Genomic DNA, 23,372 nt, shown 5'->3' on the forward strand with positions numbered 1-23,372 from the left:
CCGGGTACCCGCTAACGGGATAATCTGGCAGGGCGAGCACCGAACGAAATTATGAAGGAGACCGCAGATGTCTGATCCCACCCAGCCCCCCGTCGAACCGACGAACAGCGGCCCGACGAACTCGAATCCGGCCGGTGCCAGCGTGCCCCCCGCCGCGCCCGCCTATCCAAGCTATCCGGCGGCGGGTACGCAGCCCCCCGCTTACGGCCAGGCTCCCGCGTATGGCCAGAATCCCGCGACCGGTCAGAACCCGTATGGCCAGCAGAACCCGCAGGACAAGTACAACGTTCTGTCGATCATCTCCCTCGTCACGTCGATCCTCGCGATCTCGATCGTGGGCATCATCACCGGCCACATCGCCCTGAGCCAGATCAAGAAGACCGGCGAAAAGGGCTACGGCCTCGCCCTCGGTGGTCTGATTGTCGGCTACCTCGGGTTCGTCGTGGGAATTTTGGTGCTCATTGGTTCCATCGGGCTGCTCGTCGGAATCGCCAACAGTGGTGTGAGCGAGCCCTACTAACCCCACCCGGTTCGCAGCACGAGGACAGCAATGAGTACACCGCACCAGAATTCCGACACGCATCGGGATTACACCCGTGACCCCGCGCCCCCGGGCGGCCAGCTCAGCTGGGAATCGACCGTCACTGCGCCCACCGAGTTCGTGCCGTACACGTACACCGAGGCGGAGGTGCGGCGCATCACCGGCCGTCGCCGACTCTCGGTCGCCTCCGTCGTCTGCGGGTTCATCGGGCTCGCGCTCGGCGTACTCGGAGTGTTCGGCCTGCCGGTCGCGCTCGTTGCGATCGTCCTCGCCTTGATTGCGCGCACCACCGAGCATCGGGCGCGTGCCCTCTGGAGCAGCGGCCTGGCGAGCGGCATCGTCGGGATTCTGCTCGCGGCTGGCTGGTTCGTCTACATCAGCCAGACCGTGCTGCCCCTGCTGGAGGCCGACCGTTAGCGCACGCGGTCCACGAGCAGCGCGACCCGATGTCCGGCCACCCGGGTCAAGATCAGCGTCGCGACTTCCGGCCCCTTGAGCTTCAACCGGGTGCGCAGCGTCGCGGGATCAACGTCGACGCCGCGCTTCTTGATCTCGAGCGTTCCGATGCGGCGCTCGAGCAGCGCGAGCCGCAGCTTCTTCTCGTCGAACGACAGCGTTTCGAGCACCCGAAAGGCGGTTGCGAACGGCGTCGGCGTCAGCGTGTCGTTGGTCAGGTAGGCGATTCCCTCGCTCAGCATGCTGGCCTTCATCGAGCGGGCCAGATCGCCGATCAGTCGCGCCCGAATGACCGCGCCGTCGGGTTCGTAGACGTAGTGACCGAGTTCGCCGACCGGCTCGTCTTCGCTGTCGGCATCGTTGCTCAGCTCCTGCACGCCATCCCGGGTCAGCAGCAACGCCGATCGACGGATGCCCGGGCGGGCGAGAGCGCCGAACCACAGTCCCATCTCCACCAGCTGGCCATCCACCGACACCCACTGGGCCTCCGCGTCGACCGGAATCTGGTCGCGATCATGGCCGGGACCGAGCTTCATGCCGAGCGGCAGCGTCGTTGCCAGCAGGTAGGCGAAGTCGAGGGAGGGGGAGTAATCTTCGGAGCGGGTGAGTCGCTTGGTGTTGCTGTGTCCGCCCGTGCGCCGGGCTGGATCGAGCCAGACCGCGTCGAAATCGGTCAGATCAACCGTCTCGGCGTCGGCCTGCAACGCGGAGGCATTGGGGAACGGGGCCAGGTTGTAGCTCGCAACCGTGGCCGTGACCTCGTCGGCGTCGACGGCCACGACCGGTAGATCCATCGCGGCGAGGGCCATCGCGTCGCCGCCGATGCCGCAGCCGAGGTCGGCGACCCGCGGCGCGCGGCCGAGGGCGGCTCCAAGCCCGGCGAATCGCCCGGCGTGCAGTGCGGCAACCCGCAACCGAGTCGCCTGTTCCAGACCGGCCTCGGTGAACAGCATCCGCTCGGCAAATTCTCCGAACTTGGCCACGGCTTTCGCCCGCAGTCGCGACTGGCTCAACACGGCCGACACGAGCCCGGGGGCGTGCCCGGCCTTGCGCAGCTCGCTCACGAGCTTCAGCACATCACCGTTTGCCTCGTAGGGCGGCAGGGAATCCAGCAGCCGTAAACTCGCGGGGGAGAGCAGCTCAACGAGCTCGGTTCGATCCATTCTGTAACGGTACCAAACGGCCCGATCTGGCACTCACGTTGCGCGAGTGCCAGCATCCCCCCTAAACTTCACTTGGCACTCTCGCTGTGAGTCTGCTAACCCAAGTCTTAGAAAGAGGTCAACCGTGTCGGTCTCCATCAAGCCGCTCGAGGATCGCATCGTCATCAAGCAGGTCGACGCAGAGCAGACCACCGCATCAGGTCTGGTCATTCCTGACACCGCGAAGGAAAAGCCCCAGGAGGGCGAAGTTGTTGCAGTCGGCCCCGGCCGCATTGACGACAACGGCAACCGCGTTCCCCTCGACATCGCCGTCGGCGACAAGGTCATCTACTCCAAGTACGGCGGAACCGAGGTCAAGTTCGGCGGCGATGACCTTCTGGTCCTCTCCGCTCGCGACGTGCTCGCTGTGGTCGTGCGCTAAGTAGGTTTCATCACTACCTAGCCTTCAGACTGAAATTGGTCTTTAGACTGAAACTCCCGGATGGCCTGGCCATTCGGGAGTTTTTGTTTGCGCAGTTAGTGTCTCGGTAGGGAGAATATTTATGACGGATGCCGCCGCACCGGCCGATTCGGCCGCTCGCGCCACCCACCGCACCGGCCTCGTCTTCGGCGGCCTGGCCTACGGCCTCTGGGGCGTGCTGCCGCTCTACTTTCTGCTACTCATCCCCTCCGGCGCCTTCGAAATCGTGGCCTGGCGGGTGCTGTTCTCCCTCGTTTTCTGCGCCCTGATCATTACCGTGACCCGCACCTGGACCGTGCTCGGGCGTGCGTTCAAGCAGCCGCGTCTGGTTTGGACCATGGGCCTGGCCGGTGCGTTCATCTTCGTCAACTGGCAGACCTACGTGATCGCCGCGACCACCGGGCACGTCGTCGAAGCAGCCCTCGGCTACTTCATCAACCCGATCGTCACGGTGCTTCTGGGCGTCTTCGTGCTGCGCGAACGGTTGCGCCGCCTGCAGTGGGTGGCCATCGGCATCAGTTTTATCGCCGTGATCGTGCTGGCGGTCGGCTACGGCTCGCTGCCGTGGATCTCGCTCATCCTCGCGTTCTCCTTCGGCTTCTACGGGCTGATCAAGAAGCGCGTCGGCCCGAACGTCGACGCCGTCACCGGCCTCACCCTCGAAACGGCCTGGCTGGCCCCGGTCGCCATCATTCAGCTTCTGGTCGTTTCCGGCATGTCCGGCCTCACCTTCGGCACCGTCTCCGGCTGGCACACGGCTGGCCTGCTCGCGGCCGGGGTCATTACCGCTGTTCCCCTGCTGCTCTTCGCCGCCGCCGCCCGGCGCCTGCCGCTGACGGTACTCGGACTCATTCAGTTCGTCGCGCCGGTCATTCAATTTCTCGTCGGCGTAGTCCTTCTGAAAGAGGCGATGCCGCTCGAACGCTGGGCCGGATTCGCCCTGGTCTGGGTGGCCTTGATCATACTGATGGTCGATATGGTCGCCTCCGGCCGCGGACCCCGTCGCAGCTCGCTTGAGCCTGCCTAATACCGTCCGACTTGGCTCCGCACCCCCGTCCGGCCCAGCCGATACGCTGAACCGACACGTCACCTCAGCTCGTACCAAAGGATTTTAGATGCCCCGTCGCACGCTCACCGTCGTCGTTCTGCTCGGCGCCCTGGCCCTCACCGGCTGCACCAGCACGACCCCGGCCGCGCCGAGCACGACCCCGGCCGCGGTCGTCACGGCCGCTCCGAGCGGTGACGGAACCTTGAGCATCGGCACCCTCTTTCCCACCACCGGGGACAATGCTGCGAGCGGCGCAGCGCAGGTGGCAGGCACCGAGCTCGCCCTGCGCGACATCCTGGCCGAGCAGGCGACGCCGACGCAGCCGATCCAACTCGTGCATCGCAACTCGGCCGGTGACCTCGCCGCCGCCTACGCCGACCTCGCCGCTCGCGGCGTTGACCTGGTCTTGTGGGACGCGACGACCGCGCTGCCAGCGGATGCGCACAGCTCCGTTGGCAGCGCCGCTCTGGTATCACTGGGTGACTTCGCCAACGGTGGCACACCGCTCGCCGCAGACGAGACATTCACCGCGCATCTGAAGACCGCCGACCCGGGACTGAACGCCACCGCTGGCGGCGCGGAGGCCTACGACGGCCTGATCACGGCCGCCCTGGCCGCCGTGATCACCGGGGACGACGGCGGCGCATCGCTCGATGCCGGCTGGCCGCAGGTGATTTCGGGAACGGCCGTCTGCCTCTCCTGGGGCGAGTGCGTGTATGCGCTGGGGCAGGAGCAAACCATTGATTATCAGGGTGTGACCGGTCGCCGTTCGTAACGATTTGATCGCTTTACCCGGTTGTAACACGCACAGGTAGGTTTCTGTGCCGTTGATTGCCTAATCTGTCACCACGGCAGTCAATCGGCTGACCAGACTTACCTCTCGTTATCTATCAAGGAGCAACATGAGCGTATTCGCGAAGGCCTCCGCCTCCCGCTCCGTTCGTACCCTCGTTACCGGTGTCGCGCTCGTCGGCGTGAGCGCACTTCTGCTCACCGGCTGCAGCAACGACGCTGTTACGGCACCCAGTGATTCTGCGGCGCCGTCGGCGGATGCCGCAGACTTCAATACGGTAGAGGCCGGTGACCGCGACCTGACGCTGAAGATCGGCACCGCCCTTCCTCAGAGTGGTGGACTGGCGTTCCTCGGCCCGCCCGAAGAAGCCGGTGTACAGCTGGCTGTCAACGACATCAACGCGGCCGGCCTCGGCATTACCGTCGAAGCCATTTTCCGCGACTCGGGTGACACCACGACCGACACCGCCACCGTTTCGGTGACCGACCTGCTGTCGCAGGACGTCTCGGCGATCGTCGGTGCGGCCTCTTCTGGTGTCTCCAAAACCATAATCGACCAGATCACCGGCGCCGGCGTCGTGCAGTTCTCCCCGGCCAACACCTCGGACGCCTTCACGACCTACGACGACAACGGTCTGTACTGGCGTACGGCTCCGTCTGACGTTCTGCAGGGCGAAGTGCTCGGCACCCAGATCGCTGACGATGGCAACGCCACCCTCGGCCTGATCGTGCTGAACGATGCTTATGGAACCGGCCTCGCCAAGTACACCAGCGACGCGTTCACCGCTGCCGGCGGCGAGGTGGTTGCGGAGGTACTCTTCAACGAGGGCGATTCCAACTTCGCCTCGCAGATCGCCGAAGTGACCGCGGCAGATCCCGACGCGATCGCGCTTGTCACGTTCGACCAGGCCAAGGTCATCGTCCCGGCGCTCGTCGGTTCCGGTTTTCCCGGCGACAAGCTGTACTTCGTCGACGGAAACGTCGCCGACTATAGCGCCGACTTCGCAGCCGGCCTCATCGAGGGCTCCAAGGGCACGTTGCCCGGCCTCGACACCGCCTCGCTCGGTGACTTCACCACCCGCCTCCTCGAAGTAGACCCGACGCTGACCGACTACAGCTACGCTGCCGAGTCCTACGACGCCGTGATCCTGATCGCCCTGGCCGCCTACGCGGCCAACGACGTGTCGGGTGAATCCATCGCGAGCTACCTGCGTCAGGTCTCCGGCGGAACCGGTGATGGCACCAAGGTCACCGACTTCGCCGAGGCTGCTGCAGCCTTGAAAGCTGGCGATCAGGTCGATTACGACGGCTTCTCCGGCCCGATCACGTTCGACGAGAACGGCGACCCGACCGGCGCTAGCATCGGCATCTACGAGTTCGATGCTGGCAACAAGTACACCCGCATCAACTAGCTCCACCGTTTAGCTGAATGATTGAAGGGCCCCGGCTTCGGTCGGGGCCCTTCTGCGTACCGCGTTGATTCACGCGAGCGGATGCGGCGACCCGGCCGCCAGCATCCGCTCAGCAAGCCCACACACAGAAGCGGCGCCCGAGAGAGTCTCGGACGCCGCCACGGGCTGGTACGGGTTATTTCGGGAGCTAATCCTGCCCGAGGGTGCCCAGGTAGAGGCCGATCACCTTGGGGTCGTTCAAAAGCTCACGTCCGGTGCCGGTGTACGCGTCCCGGCCCTGGTCAAGCACATAGCCGCGGTCGCAGATCTGCAGGCAGCGGCGGGCGTTCTGCTCGACCATGATCGTGGTCACTCCGGCCTTGTTGATCTCCTTCACCCGCAGAAAGGCTTCATCCTGGCGCACCGGGGACAGCCCGGCACTCGGCTCGTCGAGGAGCAGCACGTGCGGGCCCATCATGAGCGCGCGGCTCATGGCGACCATCTGTCGTTCGCCGCCGGAGAGCGAACCGGCGCGCTGGGACATCCGCTTGCCGAGCTCTGGAAAGATCTCGGTGACGAACTCCAAGCGTTCCACGAGCCCCTTGGGCTTGAGAAAGATGCCCATTTCGAGGTTCTCTCGAATGGTCAGGGTGGGAAAGACGTTGTTGTTCTGCGGTACGAAACCCACACCCTGTGCGACCAGCTTGTTGGCCTTGAGGTTGGTGATGTTGTTGCCGCGGAGCAGAATTTCGCCCTCGCGTACCTTGACCAGCCCGAAGATCGACTTGAGCAGCGTGGACTTGCCGGCGCCATTCGGGCCGATGATGCCGATCAGTTCGCCTTCGTAGGCGGTGAGCGAGCAGGAATTGAGAATGTTCACGCCGGTCACATACCCCGCGGTCACGTTCTTGACCGCGACGACCGCTTCCCGAGTCTCGGCCGGTGCTGGCGGGGCCAGCGGATTAGCGTTCGTCATCGAGCAACTCCTTTATGGCTGAGACGTTTTCGGCTTCGGCGGCCTGGTCTTCGCCGATGTCTTCGTCGTGGTGCTGCCCGAGATAGGCGTCGATCACGGCCGGGTTTCTCATGACCTCGTGCGGGTCGCCCTCGGCGACCACCTGGCCCTCGGCCATCACGATGACCCAGTCGGCGATGTGCCGCACCATGTGCATGTCGTGCTCCACGAACAGAACGGTCATGCCCTGGGACTTGAGGTTCAAAATATGGTCGAGCAGCGACTGGGTCAGTGCCGGGTTTACGCCGGCCATTGGCTCGTCGAGCATTACCAGGGTCGGGTCGCTCATCAGCGCTCTGGCCATTTCGAGCAGCTTGCGCTGCCCGCCGGAGAGGCTCGCCGCGTAGTCGTCCTTCTTGGTATCGAGCTTGAACCGGGTGAGCAGATCGAGTGCTTTGGCCCGGTTCTCCTCCTCCTGGTTGCGCCAAAGAAACGGCATCAGCGCGCGGAACATATTCTCGCCGGTCTGGCCCTTGGCGCCGAGCAGCATATTGTCCATGACGGTCAACAGCCCCAGGGCCTTGGTGAGCTGGAACGTGCGAATCTGGCCCATGCGGGCGACCCGGTAGGCGGGAACGCCGGCCAGGGAGCGGCCGTCGAAGGTCCATTTGCCGGCGTCGGGCTTGTCGAAACCGGTCAGCAGGTTGAACAGGGTGGTCTTGCCGGCACCATTGGGGCCGATCAGCGCGGTGATGGCGCCGCGCGGAACTTCGACGTGGTTGACATTCACCGCGGTCAGGCCGCCGAAGGTGCGGCGCACGCCGTCGACGACGAGAATCGGGTCGACCTTGCGGCAGCCCGGTTCGGCCTCGCCGATGTGCAGGCCGGTCGTTTTGATCGGCTTCTGGGTGGGAACGGGCGGCTCGAGCGGAGCGGCCGAAACAGCGTTATCGGACAAAAGCCAACTCCTTCTTATTGCCGAAGATGCCTTGCGGTCTAAAGATCACGATTAACATAATCGCGAGTCCCACCAGGATGAAGCGCAGCTGGCCGCCCTGAATGGCCGTCATGAACGGCAGCCAGCCGGCCTCGACGGCCCGGGAGATGAAGCCGGAGAAGAACGACAGCAGCACCCAGAAGATCATCGAACCGATGATCGGGCCGAGCACCGTCGCAGCCCCGCCGAGCAGCAGGATGGCGTAGATGAAGAAGGTCAGCGTGGTCTGATAGTTCGACGGCACGACCGCTCGGGGCAGGGCGAAGATCATGCCGGCGATGGTGCCGAGTACTCCACCGAAAATGAGCGACTGCATTTTGTAGGCGTACACGTTCTTGCCGAGCGCACGCACGGCGTCTTCGTCTTCGCGGATGCCCTTGATCACTCGGCCCCACGGGCTGCGCATGATCTGCCAGACGAACAGCGCCGCGAGAATCACGATCGACCAGGCGACGATGCGCAGCCAGGTGTCGTAGGCGTTGTTCTCAAACGGCCCGAATCCGTAGCTGCCCTCGGCAAGCGGGTTGAGCGCCGCGAACTCGTTCTTGTAACCGCTCAGGCCGTTGGCCGACCCGGTCACTGCGGCGAAGGTGTTCGTCGTGAACAGCAGCCGCACAATCTCGGCGGCGGCGATCGTGACGATCGCGAGGTAGTCAGCGCGCAGTCGCAGTGTCGGAATACCCAAAATCAAGGCGAAAATAACGGATGCTCCCACCCCCACCAAAAAGGCGCCCCAGACGGGAAAACCGAAGGTCAGGATGGAAATGGCGTAACCATAGGCGCCGAGGGCCATGAAGCCGGCCTGGCCAAAGTTCAGCAGGCCGGTGTAGCCGAAGTGCACGGCGAGCCCGAGGGCGGCGAGTGCGTAAGCGGCAGTGGTCGGGCTAATCAGCTCGACGGCTGCGTTGCCAAAGATTGCTCCCCAGTCCATGTGAACCCCTAACCAATTCTCTCTTTACGACCCAGAATGCCTTGCGGTCGAAACAGCAGCACCAGGATCAAAATAACAAGGGCGCCGACAATCTTCATGTCGGACGGAAGCCAGAGCGTTGACAGCTCAACGAAGAGCCCAACGATGAGGGAACCGACGAGGGCTCCAAAGGCGGTACCGAGACCACCCAGGGTGACGGCCGCGAAGACGAGCAGCAACATTTGAAAGCCCATGTCCCAGCTGACCCCCGGGCGGAAGTAGGCCCAGAGCACCCCGCTGAGCCCGGCCAGTGCTGCCCCGACCACCCAGACGATGCGAATGACGTTGTCGACGTCGATGCCGCTGGCCGAAGCCAGGCTGGGATTGTCGGAGACGGCACGGGTGGCTTTGCCGATGCGGGTGCGCAGCAGAAAGTAGGCCACGGCGAGCAACACCACGATGCTGATGCCCATGCTCGCGAGGTCGATCGGGGAGAGCGAGATCGGGCCGAACTTGAGGTCCGCCATGCCCGCGCCGGGCAGCTGACTCGTGCTGCCGCCGAAGAAATACTGGTACAGGTAGCGCAGCGCCAGCGAGAGTCCGATGCTCACGATCATGAGGGGGATCACCGCCACGCCTTTACGGCGCAACGGTTTCCAGAGCACCGCATCCAGGCTGAATCCGAGCGCGCCGCTCAACGCAATGGCGATGAGAATGGCGAGCCAGATCGGCAATCCGAAGTTGACTGAGAACACCAGCGTCATCAGCGCACCGAAGGTGATCAGCTCGGCGTGCGCGAAGTTGCTCAGCCCAGTGGTGCCGAAGATCAGCGACACGCCAATCGCCGCGAGGGCGAGCAGCAGACCAAAGTTCAGGCCGTTGAAGAACCGGTTCACAAACTGGTCGAAGAAGCTCACCGTATTGCGGACGCCTTCGCCGAGGAAGAAGTTGACCGAGCGACGGTCGGTCAGCCCGAACTCCGTTTCGATCACATTGCTGCCCTCGGTGACGACGACGCCCTCCGGAAGGGTTTCTTCGTCAAGGGTGACCTCATAGGTACTCTTTTCGGGAACCCCGATGGCCCATCGGCCATCAGCATCCGTTACCGTGTCGGCCTCGTAGCCGTTGCCGGACACGGCGATCGCTACGTCGCCGAGGGCTTCCCCGTCGAATTGCACGTTGCCGGAGATCGTGAAATCGAACTCGGTGCCGACCTCGTCGGCGTGCGCGCTGCCCGCCGAGAAGGTGGCCATGGTGAGGGCCGCGAGAAGTGTCACAAACAGGATCACGAGCATCCTGGGAACGTATCTCTGAGCCGTATGTGTGGGCTGCACGGGACCTCCATGTTGGTGCCGACCGATGGGTAACCGGGCGGGCGCCGGGTGACTAATGCCAACTTCTCTGTTGAGAGTATTTGCCGATTATGTCCTATATGTTTCGAAACTCCGCACCGGCTGGCCAATGGTTTGCGGAATGTGATGAGCCCAAACACGCTTAACATTGAAGGACCGGTCTATTCCCTTCACGTCCCGTGGGGTGGTATCGCGATTTTCCGGACAATTTTCAGTTTTTCAGCTACAGGTAAGGGGTTTCATGGATCAGCCAGATCCGTTCGGATTCACCGGACTCACCTACGACGACGTGCTGCTCCTGCCGGGGCACACCGACGTCATTCCGAGCGAGGCGGTCACCAAATCCCGGTTGACCCGGCGCATTGATGTGTCGCTACCGCTGCTCTCCAGCGCCATGGACACCGTGACCGAGACCCGCATGGCGATCGCCATGGCCCGTGAGGGTGGCCTCGGAATTCTGCACCGCAACCTGTCGATCGGGGATCAGGCCGAACAGGTCGACCTGGTCAAGCGCAGCGAATCCGGCATGATCACCAACCCGGTCACCACTTCGCCCGACGCCACCGTCGCCGAGGTTGATGCCCTGTGCGGCCAGTTCCGCGTGAGCGGGCTGCCGGTCGTCGACAGTGACGGCATCCTGGTGGGAATCATCACCAACCGCGACATGCGCTTCGTGCCGCATGCCAAGAAGGCCCTCACCCGGGTGCGCGAGGTCATGACGACCTCCCCGCTGATCACCGGCAAGGTCGGGATGGCTCCCGAAGACGCCCTCGCGATCTTTGCCAAGCACAAGATCGAAAAGCTGCCACTGATCGACGTCAACGGCAAGCTCACCGGCCTGATCACCGTGAAAGACTTCGACAAGAGCGAGGAATATCCCCTCGCCACCAAGGACGACGCCGGACGCCTGCGCGTCGGCGCGGCGATCGGCTTCTTCGGTGATGCCTGGCAGCGCGCGACCGCTCTGCTCGAATCCGGGGTGGACGTGCTCGTGGTCGACACCGCCAACGGCGACAGCGCCGGCGTGCTCGACATCATTCGTCGTCTGAAGTCGGACAAGGCCTTCGCTGACGTCGATGTGATCGGTGGAAACGTCGCCACCCGCTCGGGCGCCCAGGCGCTCATCGACGCGGGTGCCGACGCCATCAAGGTCGGCGTGGGCCCCGGCTCGATCTGCACCACCCGCATCGTGGCCGGTGTCGGCGTGCCCCAGATCACCGCCGTGTATCAGGCCTCGCTGGCCGCGCGCGAAACCGGTATTCCGGTCATCGCCGATGGTGGCCTGCAGTATTCCGGTGACATCGCCAAGGCCCTCGTGGCCGGCGCCGACACCGTCATGCTCGGTTCCCTGCTCGCCGGTTGCACGGAAAGTCCCGGTGAACTCGTGTTCGTCAACGGCAAGCAGTTCAAGACGTATCGCGGCATGGGCTCGCTCGGCGCGTTGCAGACTCGCGGGTCGAAGACGTCGTACTCGAAGGACCGCTACTTTCAGAGCGATGTTCCGAGCGACGAGAAGCTGATCCCCGAAGGTATTGAGGGGCAGGTGCCGTTCCGTGGCCCGCTCGCCGCGGTGGCCTACCAGCTCATCGGCGGCCTGCGCCAGTCCATGTTCTATGTGGGCGCGCGCACGATCACCGAGCTCAAGCAGAAGGGCAAGTTCGTGCGTATCACCCCGGCCGGGCTCAAGGAATCGCACCCGCACGACGTGCAGATCGTGGTCGAGGCTCCGAACTACCGTCGGTAGTTCCGGCCCGGGCCGCCGCTCGCGTTGTCTAGGCGGCCCGCGCTGGCGGCCTGCGGATGCCGGGTGACGGCATCCGCTGGAAAAGGGGATGCCGGTGGCTTCCTCTAAACTGGAATCATGGAAATCGAGATCGGCCGCTCCAAGCGCGCTCGCCGCGTGTACGCCTTCGACGACATCGCGGTGGTGCCCAGTCGGCGCACCCGCGATCCGGAGGACGTGTCGGTCGGCTGGACCATCGACGCTTACCAGTTCGCCATTCCGGTGCTGGCTGCGCCGATGGACTCCGTCGTCTCGCCCACCACGGCCATCATGATGGGCCAGCTCGGCGGCGTTGGCGTGCTCGACCTCGAGGGGCTGTGGACCCGGCATGAGAACCCCGAGCCGTTGCTCGCCGAAATTCGCAGCCTGCCCGCCGATAAGGCGACCGCGCGCATGCAGGAGATGTACTCCGCCCCGATCCAGCCGGAGCTTGTCACCGCGCGCCTGGCCGAGATTCGGGCCGGCGGAGTCACCGTGGCCGGGGCTCTCTCGCCCCAGCGCACCCAGGAACTCTACGAAACCGTCGTTGCCGCCGGCGTCGACCTGTTCGTCATCCGCGGCACCACGGTCTCGGCCGAGCACGTCTCGCAGAACCAGGAACCGCTCAACCTCAAGAAGTTCATCTACGAGCTCGACGTTCCCGTCATCGTCGGCGGCGCTGCCACCTACACGGCGGCCCTGCACCTCATGCGCACGGGAGCCGCGGGCGTTCTGGTCGGTTTCGGCGGGGGCGCTGCGTCGACCACCCGCGCGACCCTGGGCATCCACGCCCCGATGGCCACAGCCGTAGCGGATGTCGCAGGCGCGCGCCGCGACTATATGGACGAGTCCGGCGGGCGTTACGTGCACGTCATCGCCGACGGAGGGCTGGGCACCTCGGGCGACATCGTCAAGGCGATCGCCTGCGGCGCCGACGCCGTCATGCTCGGCACAGCGCTCGCCCGGGCAACGGATGCTCCCGGCGGCGGATTCCACTGGGGCGCCGAGGCGCACCATCCGCAGCTGCCGCGCGGCAAGCGCGTCGAGGTCGGCACCGTCGCGCCGCTCGAGGAGATCCTCTACGGTCCGGCTCCGGTCGCCGACGGCACCGCCAACCTGATCGGCGCGCTGCGTCGGTCGATGGCTACCACCGGTTACTCCGATCTCAAAGAATTTCAACGGGTTGAAGTGGTTGTCGCGCCGTACCGAGTGAACTAACGTCAGCTTAAATCAATATCGGTGAGAACTGGCGTCGGTTTAGATCAACACCGAAGTCAGCTCGTTCCGCCGGTACCCAGATTCACCCGCCACAATTCAGTACTGCAACAGCGTTGTTGCAACACGCCGCTTGAATTTGAACACGGAGTCTGAACAGGAGTAGTCATGGCCCCCCACAATTCGGTACCGCACATTTCAGCAGGGACTAATTCAGCAGTCACTAATTCAGTGACGCGATCCTCGAGATTAGGGCCGGAGGAGCGCGAGGCGGCCCTGGCCAAGCTCAAAGACAAAGAGCTCGACATTCTCGTGGTCGGCGGCGGAATCGTCGGTGCCGGGGCCGCTCTCGATGCCGTCACGCGCGGGTTGAGCGTCGGCATTCTGGAGGCGCGGGACTGGGCCTCAGGCACATCGAGCCGGTCGTCCAAGCTCGTGCACGGCGGCATCCGCTATCTGGAGCAGCTGGACTTTCGTCTGGTGCGGGAGGCGCTCACCGAGCGGGGCCTGCTGTTGCAGCGCATCGCGCCGCACCTCGTGAAGCCGGTGCGGTTCCTGTATCCCCTCAAGAAACGCTTCACCGAACGGTTCTACATCGGCGCCGGAATGCTGCTGTACGACATCTTCTCGTACACCGGGGGGCGCCCGCCCGGGGTGCCGCATCACCGCCACCTGTCGAAGAGTCAGGTGCAGAAGCTCATCCCGAGCCTGACCAACAACGCCCTGGTCGGCGGCATTACCTACTACGACGCCCAGGTCGACGACGCTCGCTACGTGTCCTCGCTTGTACGCACCGCCTCGTTCTACGGCGCGCACGCCGCCAGCCGCGTGCGGGTCGAGGGATTCATCAAGGTGGGGGAGCGCGTCGTCGGCGTGCACGCCCACGACCTGCAGACCGGCGAACGCTTCGATGTGCGGGCCAAACAGGTCGTGAATGCGACCGGCGTCTGGACCGACGACACCCAGCGCATGGTCGGCGAACGCGGCACCTTCAAGGTGCGGGCGTCGAAGGGCGTGCACCTCGTGGTGCCGCGCGACCGGTTCCAGAGCGCGATGGGTCTGCTGCTGCGCACCGAGAAGAGCGTACTGTTTGTGATTCCGTGGGGCCGACACTGGCTCATCGGCACGACCGACACCGACTGGTACCTCGACAAGGCGCACCCGGCCGCGACGGCCGCCGATATCGACTATATCCTCGAGCACATCAACTCCGTGCTGAGCGTTCCGCTCACCCGGGAAGATGTCGAGGGCGTCTACGCCGGGCTGCGTCCGCTGCTGGCCGGCGAGAGTGACGAGACCTCCAAGCTCTCCCGCGAACACCTCGTCGGGCATTCCGTTCCCGGCCTCGTCGTCATCGCCGGCGGCAAGTGGACCACCTACCGCATCATGGCCAAAGATGCAGTGGATGCTGCGGTGTCCGCTCTCGACGGGCGCATTCCCGCGTCGGCGACCCACGACATCCCCTTGCTGGGGGCCGAGGGATACCAAGCCGCCTGGAACAAGCGCGGCAAGATCGCCAGGGCGTTCGGCCTGCACACCGTGCGCGTCGAACACCTGCTCAACCGGTACGGCACCCTCACCGACGAGCTGCTCGACCTCATTCGCGCCACCCCGGCGCTCGCCGAACCGTTGCCCGGCGCCGACGACTACATCGGCGCCGAAGTGGTCTACGCGGCCTCGCACGAGGGCGCGCTGCACCTCGAAGACGTGCTGGCTCGGCGTACCCGCATCTCGATCGAGGCGTGGGATCGCGGGGTGTCGGCTGCGCCGGTCGCCGCAGCGCTCATGGCCGGCGTGCTCGGCTGGGACCAGGAGCGCATCGACCGTGAGGTCGGCTTCTACCTCACCCGGGTCGCCGCCGAGCGGGCTTCGCAGGAGCAGCCGGACGACGAGTCCGCCGACCGGGTCCGCCTCGAGGCCCCCGACATCGTCGTGACCACCTAGCGGTCCTCCGGCCAGGACCGCGCCCGCTTTGGGTGGCCGACACTGCCTCGAGCGGATGCCCGCGCCCGGTTTGGGTAGCGGCTACGGTAATCGGCGTAGCGGCTACCGAAATGGGGCGCAGGCACCCTTGGGGCGCGGGCATCCGCTGGTCGAGCGCACGAGTGAAGCGGAGGCGCAGCGAGGGGCGCGCGGCGGCAAAAGCGGCTCCGGTAGAATAGGGCTACTGCCCTCTACCTCAGGAGTCATGACAATGGTTGATGTTCGGCGGGTCAAACTTCCCGGCGTGGGTGTATTGCACACCTTTATCACAGATGACGGTGGCAAGGTCGGCGTCATCGCCCACCGATCCGGCCACAGCGATCTCATCACCTTTGCCGATGATGAAGGCGGCCCCGACGCGAGCAAGGTCTCGCTGAGGCTCAACGAAGACGAGGCGCACACCCTCGCCGAGTTGCTCGGCGGCACCCAGATCACCGAGTCGCTCAGCGCCCTCGACCAGATCCCTGGCCTCAGCATCGATTGGTTCACCGTCGACTACGAAGACCACATCGCCGGCCAGGCCCTCGGCAATCCGGCCGACCGCGGCATTGCGGGCCTCACCGTCGTCGCCGTGGTGCGCGGCGAATCCGCCAACCCGGCCCCCGCCGCCGACTTCAAGGTCTTCCCCGGTGACACCCTCGTCGTCGCCGGCTCGCCGGAAAAGGTCGTCAAGGCCTTCGCGTTCTTTCGTACCGGTGAAGTGAAGGCGAAGACCGTCGACGCTCCACCCGGGGGGTAAGCGATGCACGTGGGCGAAGACCTCCTCGTTCTCGGCATCCTGCTCGTCGTCGCCTACGTTCTTGGCCGCCTGGGCAAGGTGATCGGGCTCCCCACCATCCCGATCTACATGATCGTGGGCGTGCTCGCCAGTCCCAACACCGACTTCTTCCCCCTCGACTTCCAATCCGGCGATATCGAACTCATCGCCGTGTTCGGCCTGATCCTGCTGCTCTTCAGCCTCGGCCTCGAATTCGACCAGGAAGAATTCTTCGGCAACGCCAAGACGCTGATCATCTCCGGCGGTTCCTGGGTGCTCATCAACATGGGCGCGGGTTTCATCTTCGGCATGCTGGTGGGCTGGGGCCCTCGCGAAGCCCTCGTCATCGCCGGTATGACCGGCACGTCGTCGAGCGCGATCATCACCAAACTGCTCATCGAACTGCGCCGCCTGGCCAACAAAGAGACACCGATGATCCTCGGCGTGACCGTCGTGGGTGACATCTTCATCGCGATCTACCTCTCCATCGTCTCCGTCGTGCTCAGCGGCAAAACCGAGATCTGGCCGATCGTGTTGCAGCTGTCCATCGCGTTCCTCTTTCTCGTCGCGATGTTCTCTCTCGCCCGCTGGGGCGGCCGGGTGGTGTCGCGTCTCATGCGCACCAAGGACGACGAACTGTTTACCATTTTGTTCTTCGGCCTGGTCGTGCTGTTCGCCGGCATCGGCGAGATCATCGGCGTGACGGATGCCATCGGCGCGTTCCTGATCGGCGTCGTGCTCGGCGCGAGCAGCTACCGCGCCAAGATCGAACGTGTCGCCGTGCCCCTCCGCGATATCTTCGCGGCGTTCTTCTTTCTCAACTTCGGCCTCGCCCTCGATATCGCCCAGTTCGGTTCGGTGATCGGTGTGGTGTTCATCGCCATCGGGATGACCTTTGTGCTCAGTCTGCTCTCGGGCGCGCTGCTGGCCTGGCTGCACAAAATGGGGCCACGCGAAGCCCTCAATACGGCCGCGATCTTCGTCAACCGCGGCGAGTTCACCTTGATTCTGGCGACCCTGTCGGTGTCGGCCGGGCTCGACCCGCGCCTGCAACCGTTCGCCGGCCTGTACGTGCTCTCCATGGCCATCCTCGGCCCGCTGTTCGCGGCGAATTCGGAGAAGATCGGGTCGGCACTGCGCCGGCGCGTGCCGGCATCCGTTTCGCCACAGGCATCGCGCAATCCGATGCGGGACGAGGAGATCGCCCTCGTCGAGGCGGCGACGGCGGCCCAGGCCACGGACGCCGACGAGCACACCCGGCGGGCAGCCAAACGTGACTCGGTCAATTCCCAAGCGACGGAAGCTACGGTTACCCAAGCGAAACGCTTAGATTCAATGGCCGATTTCGCGCTCGGCCAGCACTCCCCAGATCCCGATGATGACGCCGACAGACCGGCACGCAAACCCGGGCGAGAAACCCACACAGGTGACTATTCGTGATCAAAATGATGCTGCGCCCCCGCTGGGTGCTCGCGCTGCTGCTGGCCCTCGGCGTCGCAGCAGGCTTCGCCTTGCTCGGACACTGGCAGCTGGAGCGCGCCATCGAATCCGGCGTGGTCGTGGAGCGCAGCACTGAGCAGGTCAAACCGCTCGCCGAGGTCGTGCAGCCCGACGGTACGGTGACGCAGATCGCGACCGGCCAAATGGTCACGACGACGGGCTCCTGGGTGCCCGGCGATGAGCAGCTCATCACCACGCGCCTCAACGGCGGCATCGATGGTTTCTGGGTGGTCAGCCATTTTCAAACGGATGCTGCCGCCAGCGTCGCCGTCGCGCGCGGCTGGGCTCCCGACCGGGCCACCGCCCAGTCGGTCATCGAGGTATTGGCGACGGAACCGTCGAACGCTCCCGTCACGCTGACCGGACGCTTTCTCACCGGGGAGGCCCCGGAGTTGCCCGACCCGGAGGGCGACTCGATGGAAATGACTAAGGTCGCGCCATCCGCTCTGATCAATCTGTGGGCCGATTTCAGCGACGAGTCGGTCTATTCCGGCTACATCGTCGATGCCGAAGCAGCGCCCGGCCTTGATGTGATCGATTCCCCGGTGCCGGAAGTCGACCAGTCGCTGAACTGGCTGAACATCTTCTATGCCATCGAGTGGGTCGTCTTCGCCGGCTTCGCCGTTTTCCTCTGGTACCGCCTGGTGCGCGACGCCCTTGAGCGCGAAATTGAAGACGCCGAAGCCCTCACTGCGCTCACGTAGAATTAGGCACATGCCTCGTCTACCCAAGCCCGCCGATATCTCCAGAATTCCCGGTGCGCTGCGGCTGTACCAGGTGTCATCGACCATCACCGGCGTCTTCCTGCTGCTGCTCTGCATCGAAATGGTCATCAAGTACGGCTTCGGCCACGAGATCGAGATGGGCGGTTCGCAGGGGTTTCTCGCGCTCGTTCCGACCGACACGGTCGCCGCGGTCAACCTCAGCACCGGCATTCTAATCGCGCACGGCTGGTTCTACGTGCTCTACCTGTTCGCCGACTTTCGCCTCTGGAGCCTCATGCGCTGGCCGTTCTGGCGCTTCGTGCTCATCGCCCTCGGTGGCGTCGTTCCCACCCTGTCCTTCATCGTCGAGGTTCCCGTTGCTCGCACGGTGAAGCGTTTCCTCGCCGAGAATACCGAAAAGACCGCGGCACTTGCCGAGAAGGCGAAGGCCCAAGCATGACCATTCCAGCGGATGCCCCCATCACCGACTCCGGGCTGGATCGCCCCGTTCTCGTGGTCGACTTCGGCGCGCAGTATGCGCAGCTGATCGCAAGGCGCGTGCGGGAGGCATCCGTTTATTCGGAGATCGTGCCGCACACCATCACCGCCGCCGAAGTGCTCGCCAAGAACCCACGCGGAATCGTTTTGAGCGGTGGACCGTCCAGCGTCTACGCCGAGGGCGCACCAGCTTTCGACGCTGCGATCTTCGAGCTCGGCGTGCCCGTGCTCGGCATTTGCTACGGCTTCCAGGTGATGGCGACCGCCCTCGGTGGCACCGTCGCCCACACCGGGGCCCGCGAATACGGCTCGACCCCGGTCACCGTGAGCAACGCAGGCAACGTGCTGCTGGCCAACCAGCCCGACAGCCAGACGGTGTGGATGAGCCACGGCGACTCGGTCGCCACCGCACCGGCGGGCTTCACCGTGCTCGCCTCGTCGGTGTCGACTCCCGTCGCCGCGTTCGCCAATGACGAGAAGCGGCTCTACGGCGTGCAGTGGCACCCGGAGGTCAAGCACTCCGAAAATGGCCAGCACGTGCTTGAAAACTTTCTGCACCGCGCCGCCGGTATCAACGCCGACTGGAACAGCGGCAACGTCATCGCCGAGCAGGTCGCGAAGATTCGCGCCCAGGTCGGAACCGGCAAGGTTATCTGTGGCCTGTCCGGCGGAGTCGACTCCGCCGTGGCCGCGGCCCTCGTGCACAAGGCCATCGGCGACCAGCTGGTCTGCGTCTTTGTCGACCACGGTCTGCTGCGCCAGGACGAACGCCGCCAGGTTGAAGAGGATTACGTCAAGGCCACCGGAATCCGTCTGGTCACGGTCGACGTACGCGAGCAGTTCCTGACCGCCCTCGAGGGCGTGAGCGATCCGGAGACCAAACGCAAAATCATCGGCCGCGAGTTCATTCGCACCTTCGAGCAGGCCCAGGCCGAGCTGATCAAGGAAGCCGCCGAAACAGACGGCGATCCGATCGCCTTCCTCGTGCAGGGCACCCTGTACCCCGACGTCGTCGAATCCGGCGGCGGCAGCGGCACCGCGAACATCAAGAGCCACCACAACGTGGGCGGCCTGCCCGAAGACCTGCAGTTCGAACTGGTCGAACCGCTGCGCACCCTGTTCAAGGACGAAGTGCGCGCGATCGGCGCCGAACTCGGCCTGCCGGCCGAAATCGTGCAGCGCCAGCCGTTCCCCGGCCCCGGCCTCGGAATTCGCATCGTCGGCTCGATCACCCAGGAACGCCTCGACCTGCTCCGTCAAGCGGATGCCATTGTGCGCGCCGAGCTGACCGCAGCCGGCCTCGACCGCGAGATCTGGCAGTGCCCGGTCGTGCTGCTCGCCGACGTGCGTTCGGTGGGCGTGCAGGGCGACGGCCGCACCTACGGCCACCCGATCGTGCTGCGCCCGGTGTCGAGCGAGGACGCCATGACCGCCGACTGGACCCGGCTGCCCTACGACCTGCTGGCCAAGATCTCGAACCGCATCACCAACGAGGTCGACGGGGTCAACCGCGTGGTGCTGGACGTCACCTCGAAGCCGCCGGGAACGATTGAGTGGGAGTAATCCCCAAGTAAAGAAGGGCCGGCTCTCGTGAGCCGGCCCTTTTTGTGTGCCCGGCACCCGCATCTGCTCGTAGCCGCGCCCGAAACGGCCACCCGTTTTGGGCGCGCTCATGCGTTTCTGGGGCGCTGGCCTACCGGGCGGCGGGCGGAACCGGCGGCCGACCCGACCGCGCGGCGCTCAGCGGGCGGGCCGCGCGAGCAGCGCGCGGGCCACGTCGCGGGCGACTTCGACCGGATGCGCGAAGGTCTCCGTGCCGACGGTGACGAGCGCGCACTCGTGGAGCAGCATCATCCGCTTCGCCATGCACCAAAGCGGATGCCGCCACCCCCTCCTCGGCGCCCGAGGGAATCCCGGCCCACTGAGCAAATCATATGCAAAGTGCATCATAGTTGAGCTAATACGCCTCCATGAGCTCTCTCTTGCAGATTAGAAATGTGCCCGATCATGCTCGTCGTGCGCTGAAAGCACGGGCCGCTGATCGCGGTGAGTCGCTGAACTCCTACCTGCTCGACCTCCTCGACCGAGAGGTGGCGCGGCCGACCGTTGGTGAGGTGCTCGATCGTGCGGCCCGACGGGCTGAGCGGGCAGAGATATCTGCACTGGAGACGCTCGCGAGCGCCCGAACCGAGCGTTTGGGTCAGCTACAGGAGCGGACTGGCGCGTGATCGTGGTGGATTGTGCTGCGGTGGTTGACGTATTGACCGCCGTCGCCGGCACCGATGCGCTTGACTGGGCAGATGACGCGCACACTCAGTCCTGCCCACGAGATGGGGGAGCGGCCCGTGGCAGAACGCCGATCATGACCAGCCCTGACCTTCGCGACTGGCCGGCCAGCGACCCACGATTCCGCCGATCGGAAGTGTCGGCGGTCGTGGGGAGGGGTGACGCGGTCTGGGAGCGCGCCGCCCGGGATGTGCTTCGGTGGCGGGTGAAGACCGCGAGCGGGTTTGCGGTCGACTCACCCGGTGCGGTGTCGCCCGGCGACCGTGTAATCGTCACTGCAGGCCTGTTCAACCTGACCGTTGTCGAGCCGGTGGAGGTCGTGGCCGTCGTCGATGAGCCGGACCGGGTCGGGTTTGCCTATCGAACCCTGCCCGGGCATCCGGTCAGCGGTGAGGAGGCGTTCATCGTGCACCGCCGTGGTGACGAAGTACATATCACCGTGCGCTCGCTCACGAGAGCGGCGCCGCAGCAACCGTGGCGAGCTCTCTACCCACTGCTCCGCGTCGCGCAACTGGTCGCGCGCAGGCGGTACCTGCGTTCGCTCCGCTGATCGAACGGGGCATCATGTCCAGGTCGTGCTTCGCTGTCGCCGAATCAGATACCCGTGAAACTTCGGTGCGGTGTATTCGTAGAGACCTTTTTGTAAGCCGGTAGACCACACCCTGATCCGCCAGCCTGCCCATCAAGACGTTGGCATTGCCCTGCTTGCGAGAGGTGACCTGGTGTATGTTGGCCGTCCGTAGCGGCGGATACTCGCACGCGCCGGTCAGCAGGAGAAAGTCCTGGGGCGAGCCGCGCGGCGAACCGGATGACAGTCCAATCGTCACGATCACCATCGAGCCCGTTGACAACGGCACAAGCATGACCTTCGATCTGCGCGGTGGCGACGGGTCCAAGGGCGATGGATTCTTCTACGACGGATGGCAGGACGTGCTCGATTCGCTCGGGCGATACCTGAGCTAATTGCGCGTTGCCGCAGCGTTGATCCTCTGCAACAGCCCCACGAGAATCGACTGTTCCTCGATGGTGAGAATCGCGGTGATGGCTCGCTCGGTCTCGACGTGCGGGGCCAGGGCGGTATCGATGAGCCGCTTACCGGCATCCGTCAGCGCGACCAGAGTGCCGCGGCCATCGTCGGGGTTCGCCTCGCGGCTGACCAGACCTCGCGTCTGCAGTTTGTTCAGCCGCTGGGCCACCGCGCTCGTCGAGATCATCGCATCGCGGGCCAGCGCCGCCGGGGCGATCCGGTACGGCGCACCACTCCGCAGCAGCGTGGCGAGCACGTCGAAAGAGGATGCGTCCAGGCCGTACCGCGTAAAGGTCGCGGCCAGGCGGGTCTCGATCGCCAGAGCGGTGCGGCTCAAGCGGCCGATGACGGCCATCGGGGAGACATCGAGGTCGGGCTTCTCGGTGCTCCACTGCTCAAGGATTCGATCAACCTGGTCTACCATGGTTCCAGCCTAGCAATTGCTAAGCACTTAGCTATAATAGCTAAGTGCTTAGCAATCGATCCCTGCTGTTGGCGACCACAGCCCTTGCCCCCATTCTCTGGGGCACCACCTATCTGACGACGACGACGTTCCTGCCCGCCGATCGGCCCCTGCTCGCAGCATTCCTGCGCGCGTTCCCCGCAGGGCTGCTGCTGCTGATTCTCTGCCGCCGGTTACCGCACGGCGACTGGTGGTGGAAATCCTGGGTGCTCGGCGTGCTCAATATCGGGGCGTTCTTCGCCCTGCTCTTCATTGCGGCCTACCGGCTGCCCGGCGGAGTGGCCGCCATCGTCGGAGGTCTGCAACCGCTCGTGGTCGCAGTGCTCGCCAGTCGAGTAATGCACGAGCGCCTGACCGGGCGCGTGCTGGCGGGCGGTGCGGCCGGAGCCTTCGGAGTGAGTCTCATCGTGCTCCAAGCGCAGGCGAGGCTTGACGCTATCGGAATTCTGGCCGCGGTCGGCGGCACGCTGTGCATGGTATCCGGGATCGTGCTCTCCAAGAAGTGGGGGCAGCCCGCGCCGCTGCTCGCGACAACTTCGTGGCAACTCATCGCCGGCGGACTCAGCCTCCTGCCCGTCCTGCTCCTGCTCGAGGGCCTCCCGACCACGCCGTTGACCGCGCCCAACCTCCTCGGCTACGCGTATCTCTCCGTGGTCGGCACCGCATTCGCCTACGTCGCCTGGTTCCACGGCATTGCGCGTCTGGCGGCGAGCACCATTGCCTTCCTCGGCCTGCTGAGCCCGGTCGTTGCGATCCTGCTCGGCTGGGCGATCGCCGGAGAGCACCTTGCCCCGATTCAGATAGCGGGAATCGTCATCGTTCTGGGCTCGATCTCGGCCGCCATCGTTGCCAGGGCGCCAAAGCCTGCCGGTCTTCCACGCAACCTCAGAGGGAGGGGGGTCAAGCGTGGCTCATCGTTCCTTCGGCCGGCTGATCTCGGTGCCGGCCGCGAGTCTGGCGGCATTCCACGAGAGCCCGTCGACAACGCCGGGATCGATGCCGGCGGGGGCGGTGAGCGCAGATTGCGCTTCTTGGAACCTGTGAATGGTGCTGTAGATGGTGGACTCGATGACGTCTCTACGCAGCACTGACCACGATTGAGCCTCATTGAC

25 protein-coding genes are annotated in these 23,372 nt (G+C 64.9%); 18 read left to right on the plus strand and 7 right to left on the minus strand.

What is annotated here, in order from left to right:
- The first annotated feature begins 67 nt into the window (after positions 1-67).
- On the plus strand, positions 68-520 hold the full coding sequence (locus E3T41_RS17470) for a DUF4190 domain-containing protein (protein WP_092449532.1): 453 nt from the start codon (positions 68-70) through the stop codon (positions 518-520).
- 30 nt (positions 521-550) lie between these two features.
- Complete coding sequence (locus E3T41_RS17475) at positions 551-958, plus strand: hypothetical protein (protein WP_134479495.1); 408 nt, start codon at positions 551-553, stop codon at positions 956-958.
- Here E3T41_RS17475 and E3T41_RS17480 read toward each other — a convergent pair.
- Positions 955-2,160 (minus strand): class I SAM-dependent methyltransferase, encoded by a 1,206-nt coding sequence (locus E3T41_RS17480; RefSeq protein WP_134479496.1) that lies wholly within the window; start codon positions 2,158-2,160, stop codon positions 955-957. The genes E3T41_RS17475 and E3T41_RS17480 overlap by 4 nt on opposite strands.
- Before the next feature lie 124 nt (positions 2,161-2,284).
- On the opposite strand from E3T41_RS17480, the gene groES reads away from it, so the two are divergent.
- The 4 genes from groES to E3T41_RS17500 all read left to right on the plus strand — a co-directional run bounded on the left by groES (position 2,285) and on the right by E3T41_RS17500 (position 5,872).
- Positions 2,285-2,581 carry a co-chaperone GroES gene (gene groES / locus E3T41_RS17485; RefSeq protein WP_092107311.1) on the plus strand — a complete coding sequence of 99 codons (297 nt, stop codon included), beginning with the start codon at positions 2,285-2,287 and terminating at the stop codon, positions 2,579-2,581.
- A gap of 121 nt (positions 2,582-2,702) precedes the next feature.
- On the plus strand, positions 2,703-3,647 hold the full coding sequence (gene rarD / locus E3T41_RS17490) for an EamA family transporter RarD (protein ID WP_104132228.1): 945 nt from the start codon (positions 2,703-2,705) through the stop codon (positions 3,645-3,647).
- Positions 3,648-3,735: 88 nt separating this feature from the next.
- Complete coding sequence (locus E3T41_RS17495) at positions 3,736-4,443, plus strand: hypothetical protein (RefSeq protein ID WP_104132229.1); 708 nt, start codon at positions 3,736-3,738, stop codon at positions 4,441-4,443.
- Between the two features lie 127 nt (positions 4,444-4,570).
- Positions 4,571-5,872 carry an ABC transporter substrate-binding protein gene (locus E3T41_RS17500; protein WP_134479497.1) on the plus strand — a complete coding sequence of 434 codons (1,302 nt, stop codon included), beginning with the start codon at positions 4,571-4,573 and terminating at the stop codon, positions 5,870-5,872.
- 187 nt (positions 5,873-6,059) lie between these two features.
- On the opposite strand, the gene E3T41_RS17505 is transcribed toward E3T41_RS17500, so the two are convergent.
- Genes E3T41_RS17505 through E3T41_RS17520 form a run of 4 tightly spaced genes read right to left on the minus strand, consistent with a single transcriptional unit; the run spans position 6,060 to position 10,008 of the window.
- The gene (locus tag E3T41_RS17505; protein ID WP_092449545.1) at positions 6,060-6,827 is read right to left on the minus strand and encodes an ABC transporter ATP-binding protein; all 768 of its coding nucleotides are present in this window, start codon (positions 6,825-6,827) and stop codon (positions 6,060-6,062) included.
- A complete protein-coding gene (locus E3T41_RS17510; protein ID WP_233195182.1) occupies positions 6,814-7,704 on the minus strand; it encodes an ABC transporter ATP-binding protein in 891 nt (296 codons plus the stop codon). Before E3T41_RS17510 ends, E3T41_RS17505 begins: the two co-directional genes overlap by 14 nt.
- A 49-nt stretch (positions 7,705-7,753) precedes the next feature.
- On the minus strand, positions 7,754-8,734 hold the full coding sequence (locus tag E3T41_RS17515) for a branched-chain amino acid ABC transporter permease (protein ID WP_092449549.1): 981 nt from the start codon (positions 8,732-8,734) through the stop codon (positions 7,754-7,756).
- 8 nt (positions 8,735-8,742) lie between these two features.
- Complete coding sequence (locus E3T41_RS17520) at positions 8,743-10,008, minus strand: branched-chain amino acid ABC transporter permease (protein WP_092449551.1); 1,266 nt, start codon at positions 10,006-10,008, stop codon at positions 8,743-8,745.
- 298 nt (positions 10,009-10,306) lie between these two features.
- Between E3T41_RS17520 and guaB the strand changes: the two genes are divergently transcribed.
- The 8 genes from guaB to guaA all read left to right on the plus strand — a co-directional run bounded on the left by guaB (position 10,307) and on the right by guaA (position 20,047).
- On the plus strand, positions 10,307-11,809 hold the full coding sequence (guaB, locus tag E3T41_RS17525; RefSeq protein ID WP_092449553.1) for an IMP dehydrogenase: 1,503 nt from the start codon (positions 10,307-10,309) through the stop codon (positions 11,807-11,809).
- 117 nt (positions 11,810-11,926) lie between these two features.
- Positions 11,927-13,045 (plus strand): GuaB3 family IMP dehydrogenase-related protein, encoded by a 1,119-nt coding sequence (locus tag E3T41_RS17530; protein WP_104132231.1) that lies wholly within the window; start codon positions 11,927-11,929, stop codon positions 13,043-13,045.
- A 228-nt stretch (positions 13,046-13,273) separates the two neighbouring features.
- Positions 13,274-14,986, plus strand: a complete 1,713-nt coding sequence (locus E3T41_RS17535; RefSeq protein WP_092449555.1) for a glycerol-3-phosphate dehydrogenase/oxidase — start codon at positions 13,274-13,276, stop codon at positions 14,984-14,986.
- A gap of 244 nt (positions 14,987-15,230) precedes the next feature.
- A complete protein-coding gene (locus tag E3T41_RS17540) occupies positions 15,231-15,764 on the plus strand; it encodes a cation:proton antiporter regulatory subunit (RefSeq protein WP_233193339.1) in 534 nt (177 codons plus the stop codon).
- Positions 15,765-15,767: 3 nt separating this feature from the next.
- A complete protein-coding gene (locus tag E3T41_RS17545; RefSeq protein WP_104132232.1) occupies positions 15,768-17,222 on the plus strand; it encodes a cation:proton antiporter in 1,455 nt (484 codons plus the stop codon).
- A 5-nt stretch (positions 17,223-17,227) separates the two neighbouring features.
- Complete coding sequence (locus E3T41_RS17550; RefSeq protein ID WP_241991236.1) at positions 17,228-17,986, plus strand: SURF1 family protein; 759 nt, start codon at positions 17,228-17,230, stop codon at positions 17,984-17,986.
- Between the two features lie 10 nt (positions 17,987-17,996).
- Positions 17,997-18,446, plus strand: coding sequence for a DUF3817 domain-containing protein (locus E3T41_RS17555; protein WP_104132234.1), 450 nt, complete (start codon positions 17,997-17,999; stop codon positions 18,444-18,446).
- On the plus strand, positions 18,443-20,047 hold the full coding sequence (gene guaA / locus E3T41_RS17560) for a glutamine-hydrolyzing GMP synthase (protein ID WP_092449563.1): 1,605 nt from the start codon (positions 18,443-18,445) through the stop codon (positions 20,045-20,047). The genes E3T41_RS17555 and guaA overlap by 4 nt, the downstream gene beginning before the upstream one ends.
- 177 nt (positions 20,048-20,224) lie before the next feature.
- Here the strand turns inward: guaA and E3T41_RS18795 are convergent, their stop codons facing one another.
- Positions 20,225-20,350: a hypothetical protein gene (locus E3T41_RS18795; RefSeq protein WP_255411839.1), complete on the minus strand. Its 126-nt coding sequence runs from the start codon at positions 20,348-20,350 to the stop codon at positions 20,225-20,227.
- Between the two features lie 104 nt (positions 20,351-20,454).
- On the opposite strand from E3T41_RS18795, the gene E3T41_RS17565 reads away from it, so the two are divergent.
- The 3 genes from E3T41_RS17565 to E3T41_RS17575 all read left to right on the plus strand — a co-directional run bounded on the left by E3T41_RS17565 (position 20,455) and on the right by E3T41_RS17575 (position 21,733).
- Positions 20,455-20,712: a hypothetical protein gene (locus tag E3T41_RS17565; RefSeq protein ID WP_104132236.1), complete on the plus strand. Its 258-nt coding sequence runs from the start codon at positions 20,455-20,457 to the stop codon at positions 20,710-20,712.
- Between the two features lie 134 nt (positions 20,713-20,846).
- Positions 20,847-21,320 (plus strand): DUF1990 family protein, encoded by a 474-nt coding sequence (locus E3T41_RS17570; RefSeq protein ID WP_134479499.1) that lies wholly within the window; start codon positions 20,847-20,849, stop codon positions 21,318-21,320.
- 176 nt (positions 21,321-21,496) lie between these two features.
- A complete protein-coding gene (locus E3T41_RS17575) occupies positions 21,497-21,733 on the plus strand; it encodes an SRPBCC domain-containing protein (RefSeq protein ID WP_092449565.1) in 237 nt (78 codons plus the stop codon).
- Here the strand turns inward: E3T41_RS17575 and E3T41_RS17580 are convergent.
- On the minus strand, positions 21,730-22,221 hold the full coding sequence (locus E3T41_RS17580) for a MarR family winged helix-turn-helix transcriptional regulator (protein WP_134479500.1): 492 nt from the start codon (positions 22,219-22,221) through the stop codon (positions 21,730-21,732). The genes E3T41_RS17575 and E3T41_RS17580 overlap by 4 nt on opposite strands.
- A 44-nt stretch (positions 22,222-22,265) precedes the next feature.
- Here E3T41_RS17580 and E3T41_RS17585 point away from each other — a divergent pair, with 44 nt between their 5' ends.
- Positions 22,266-23,351: a DMT family transporter gene (locus tag E3T41_RS17585; RefSeq protein ID WP_134479501.1), complete on the plus strand. Its 1,086-nt coding sequence runs from the start codon at positions 22,266-22,268 to the stop codon at positions 23,349-23,351.
- The last annotated feature ends 21 nt before the right edge of the window (positions 23,352-23,372 follow it).

The sequence above is a fragment of the Cryobacterium sp. Hh38 genome (genome assembly GCF_004403235.1).
GTDB lineage: Bacteria > Actinomycetota > Actinomycetes > Actinomycetales > Microbacteriaceae > Cryobacterium > Cryobacterium levicorallinum.

Coding starts and splice junctions, on each gene's coding strand:
- E3T41_RS17570 (WP_134479499.1), top strand. CDS start 20,847: ATGACCAGCCCTGACCTTCGCGACTGGCCGGCCAGCGACCCACGATTC.
- E3T41_RS17475 (WP_134479495.1), top strand. CDS start 551: ATGAGTACACCGCACCAGAATTCCGACACGCATCGGGATTACACCCGT.
- E3T41_RS17565 (WP_104132236.1), top strand. CDS start 20,455: ATGAGCTCTCTCTTGCAGATTAGAAATGTGCCCGATCATGCTCGTCGT.
- E3T41_RS17500 (WP_134479497.1), top strand. CDS start 4,571: ATGAGCGTATTCGCGAAGGCCTCCGCCTCCCGCTCCGTTCGTACCCTC.
- guaB (WP_092449553.1), top strand. CDS start 10,307: ATGGATCAGCCAGATCCGTTCGGATTCACCGGACTCACCTACGACGAC.
- E3T41_RS17515 (WP_092449549.1), bottom strand. CDS start 8,734: ATGGACTGGGGAGCAATCTTTGGCAACGCAGCCGTCGAGCTGATTAGC.
- E3T41_RS17505 (WP_092449545.1), bottom strand. CDS start 6,827: ATGACGAACGCTAATCCGCTGGCCCCGCCAGCACCGGCCGAGACTCGG.
- E3T41_RS17495 (WP_104132229.1), top strand. CDS start 3,736: ATGCCCCGTCGCACGCTCACCGTCGTCGTTCTGCTCGGCGCCCTGGCC.
- E3T41_RS18795 (WP_255411839.1), bottom strand. CDS start 20,350: ATGGCGAAGCGGATGATGCTGCTCCACGAGTGCGCGCTCGTCACCGTC.
- E3T41_RS17575 (WP_092449565.1), top strand. CDS start 21,497: ATGTTGGCCGTCCGTAGCGGCGGATACTCGCACGCGCCGGTCAGCAGG.
- E3T41_RS17470 (WP_092449532.1), top strand. CDS start 68: ATGTCTGATCCCACCCAGCCCCCCGTCGAACCGACGAACAGCGGCCCG.
- E3T41_RS17520 (WP_092449551.1), bottom strand. CDS start 10,008: ATGCTCGTGATCCTGTTTGTGACACTTCTCGCGGCCCTCACCATGGCC.
- E3T41_RS17580 (WP_134479500.1), bottom strand. CDS start 22,221: ATGGTAGACCAGGTTGATCGAATCCTTGAGCAGTGGAGCACCGAGAAG.
- E3T41_RS17555 (WP_104132234.1), top strand. CDS start 17,997: ATGCCTCGTCTACCCAAGCCCGCCGATATCTCCAGAATTCCCGGTGCG.
- rarD (WP_104132228.1), top strand. CDS start 2,703: ATGACGGATGCCGCCGCACCGGCCGATTCGGCCGCTCGCGCCACCCAC.
- E3T41_RS17530 (WP_104132231.1), top strand. CDS start 11,927: ATGGAAATCGAGATCGGCCGCTCCAAGCGCGCTCGCCGCGTGTACGCC.
- E3T41_RS17540 (WP_233193339.1), top strand. CDS start 15,231: ATGACAATGGTTGATGTTCGGCGGGTCAAACTTCCCGGCGTGGGTGTA.
- E3T41_RS17480 (WP_134479496.1), bottom strand. CDS start 2,160: ATGGATCGAACCGAGCTCGTTGAGCTGCTCTCCCCCGCGAGTTTACGG.
- guaA (WP_092449563.1), top strand. CDS start 18,443: ATGACCATTCCAGCGGATGCCCCCATCACCGACTCCGGGCTGGATCGC.
- E3T41_RS17550 (WP_241991236.1), top strand. CDS start 17,228: ATGATGCTGCGCCCCCGCTGGGTGCTCGCGCTGCTGCTGGCCCTCGGC.
- E3T41_RS17545 (WP_104132232.1), top strand. CDS start 15,768: ATGCACGTGGGCGAAGACCTCCTCGTTCTCGGCATCCTGCTCGTCGTC.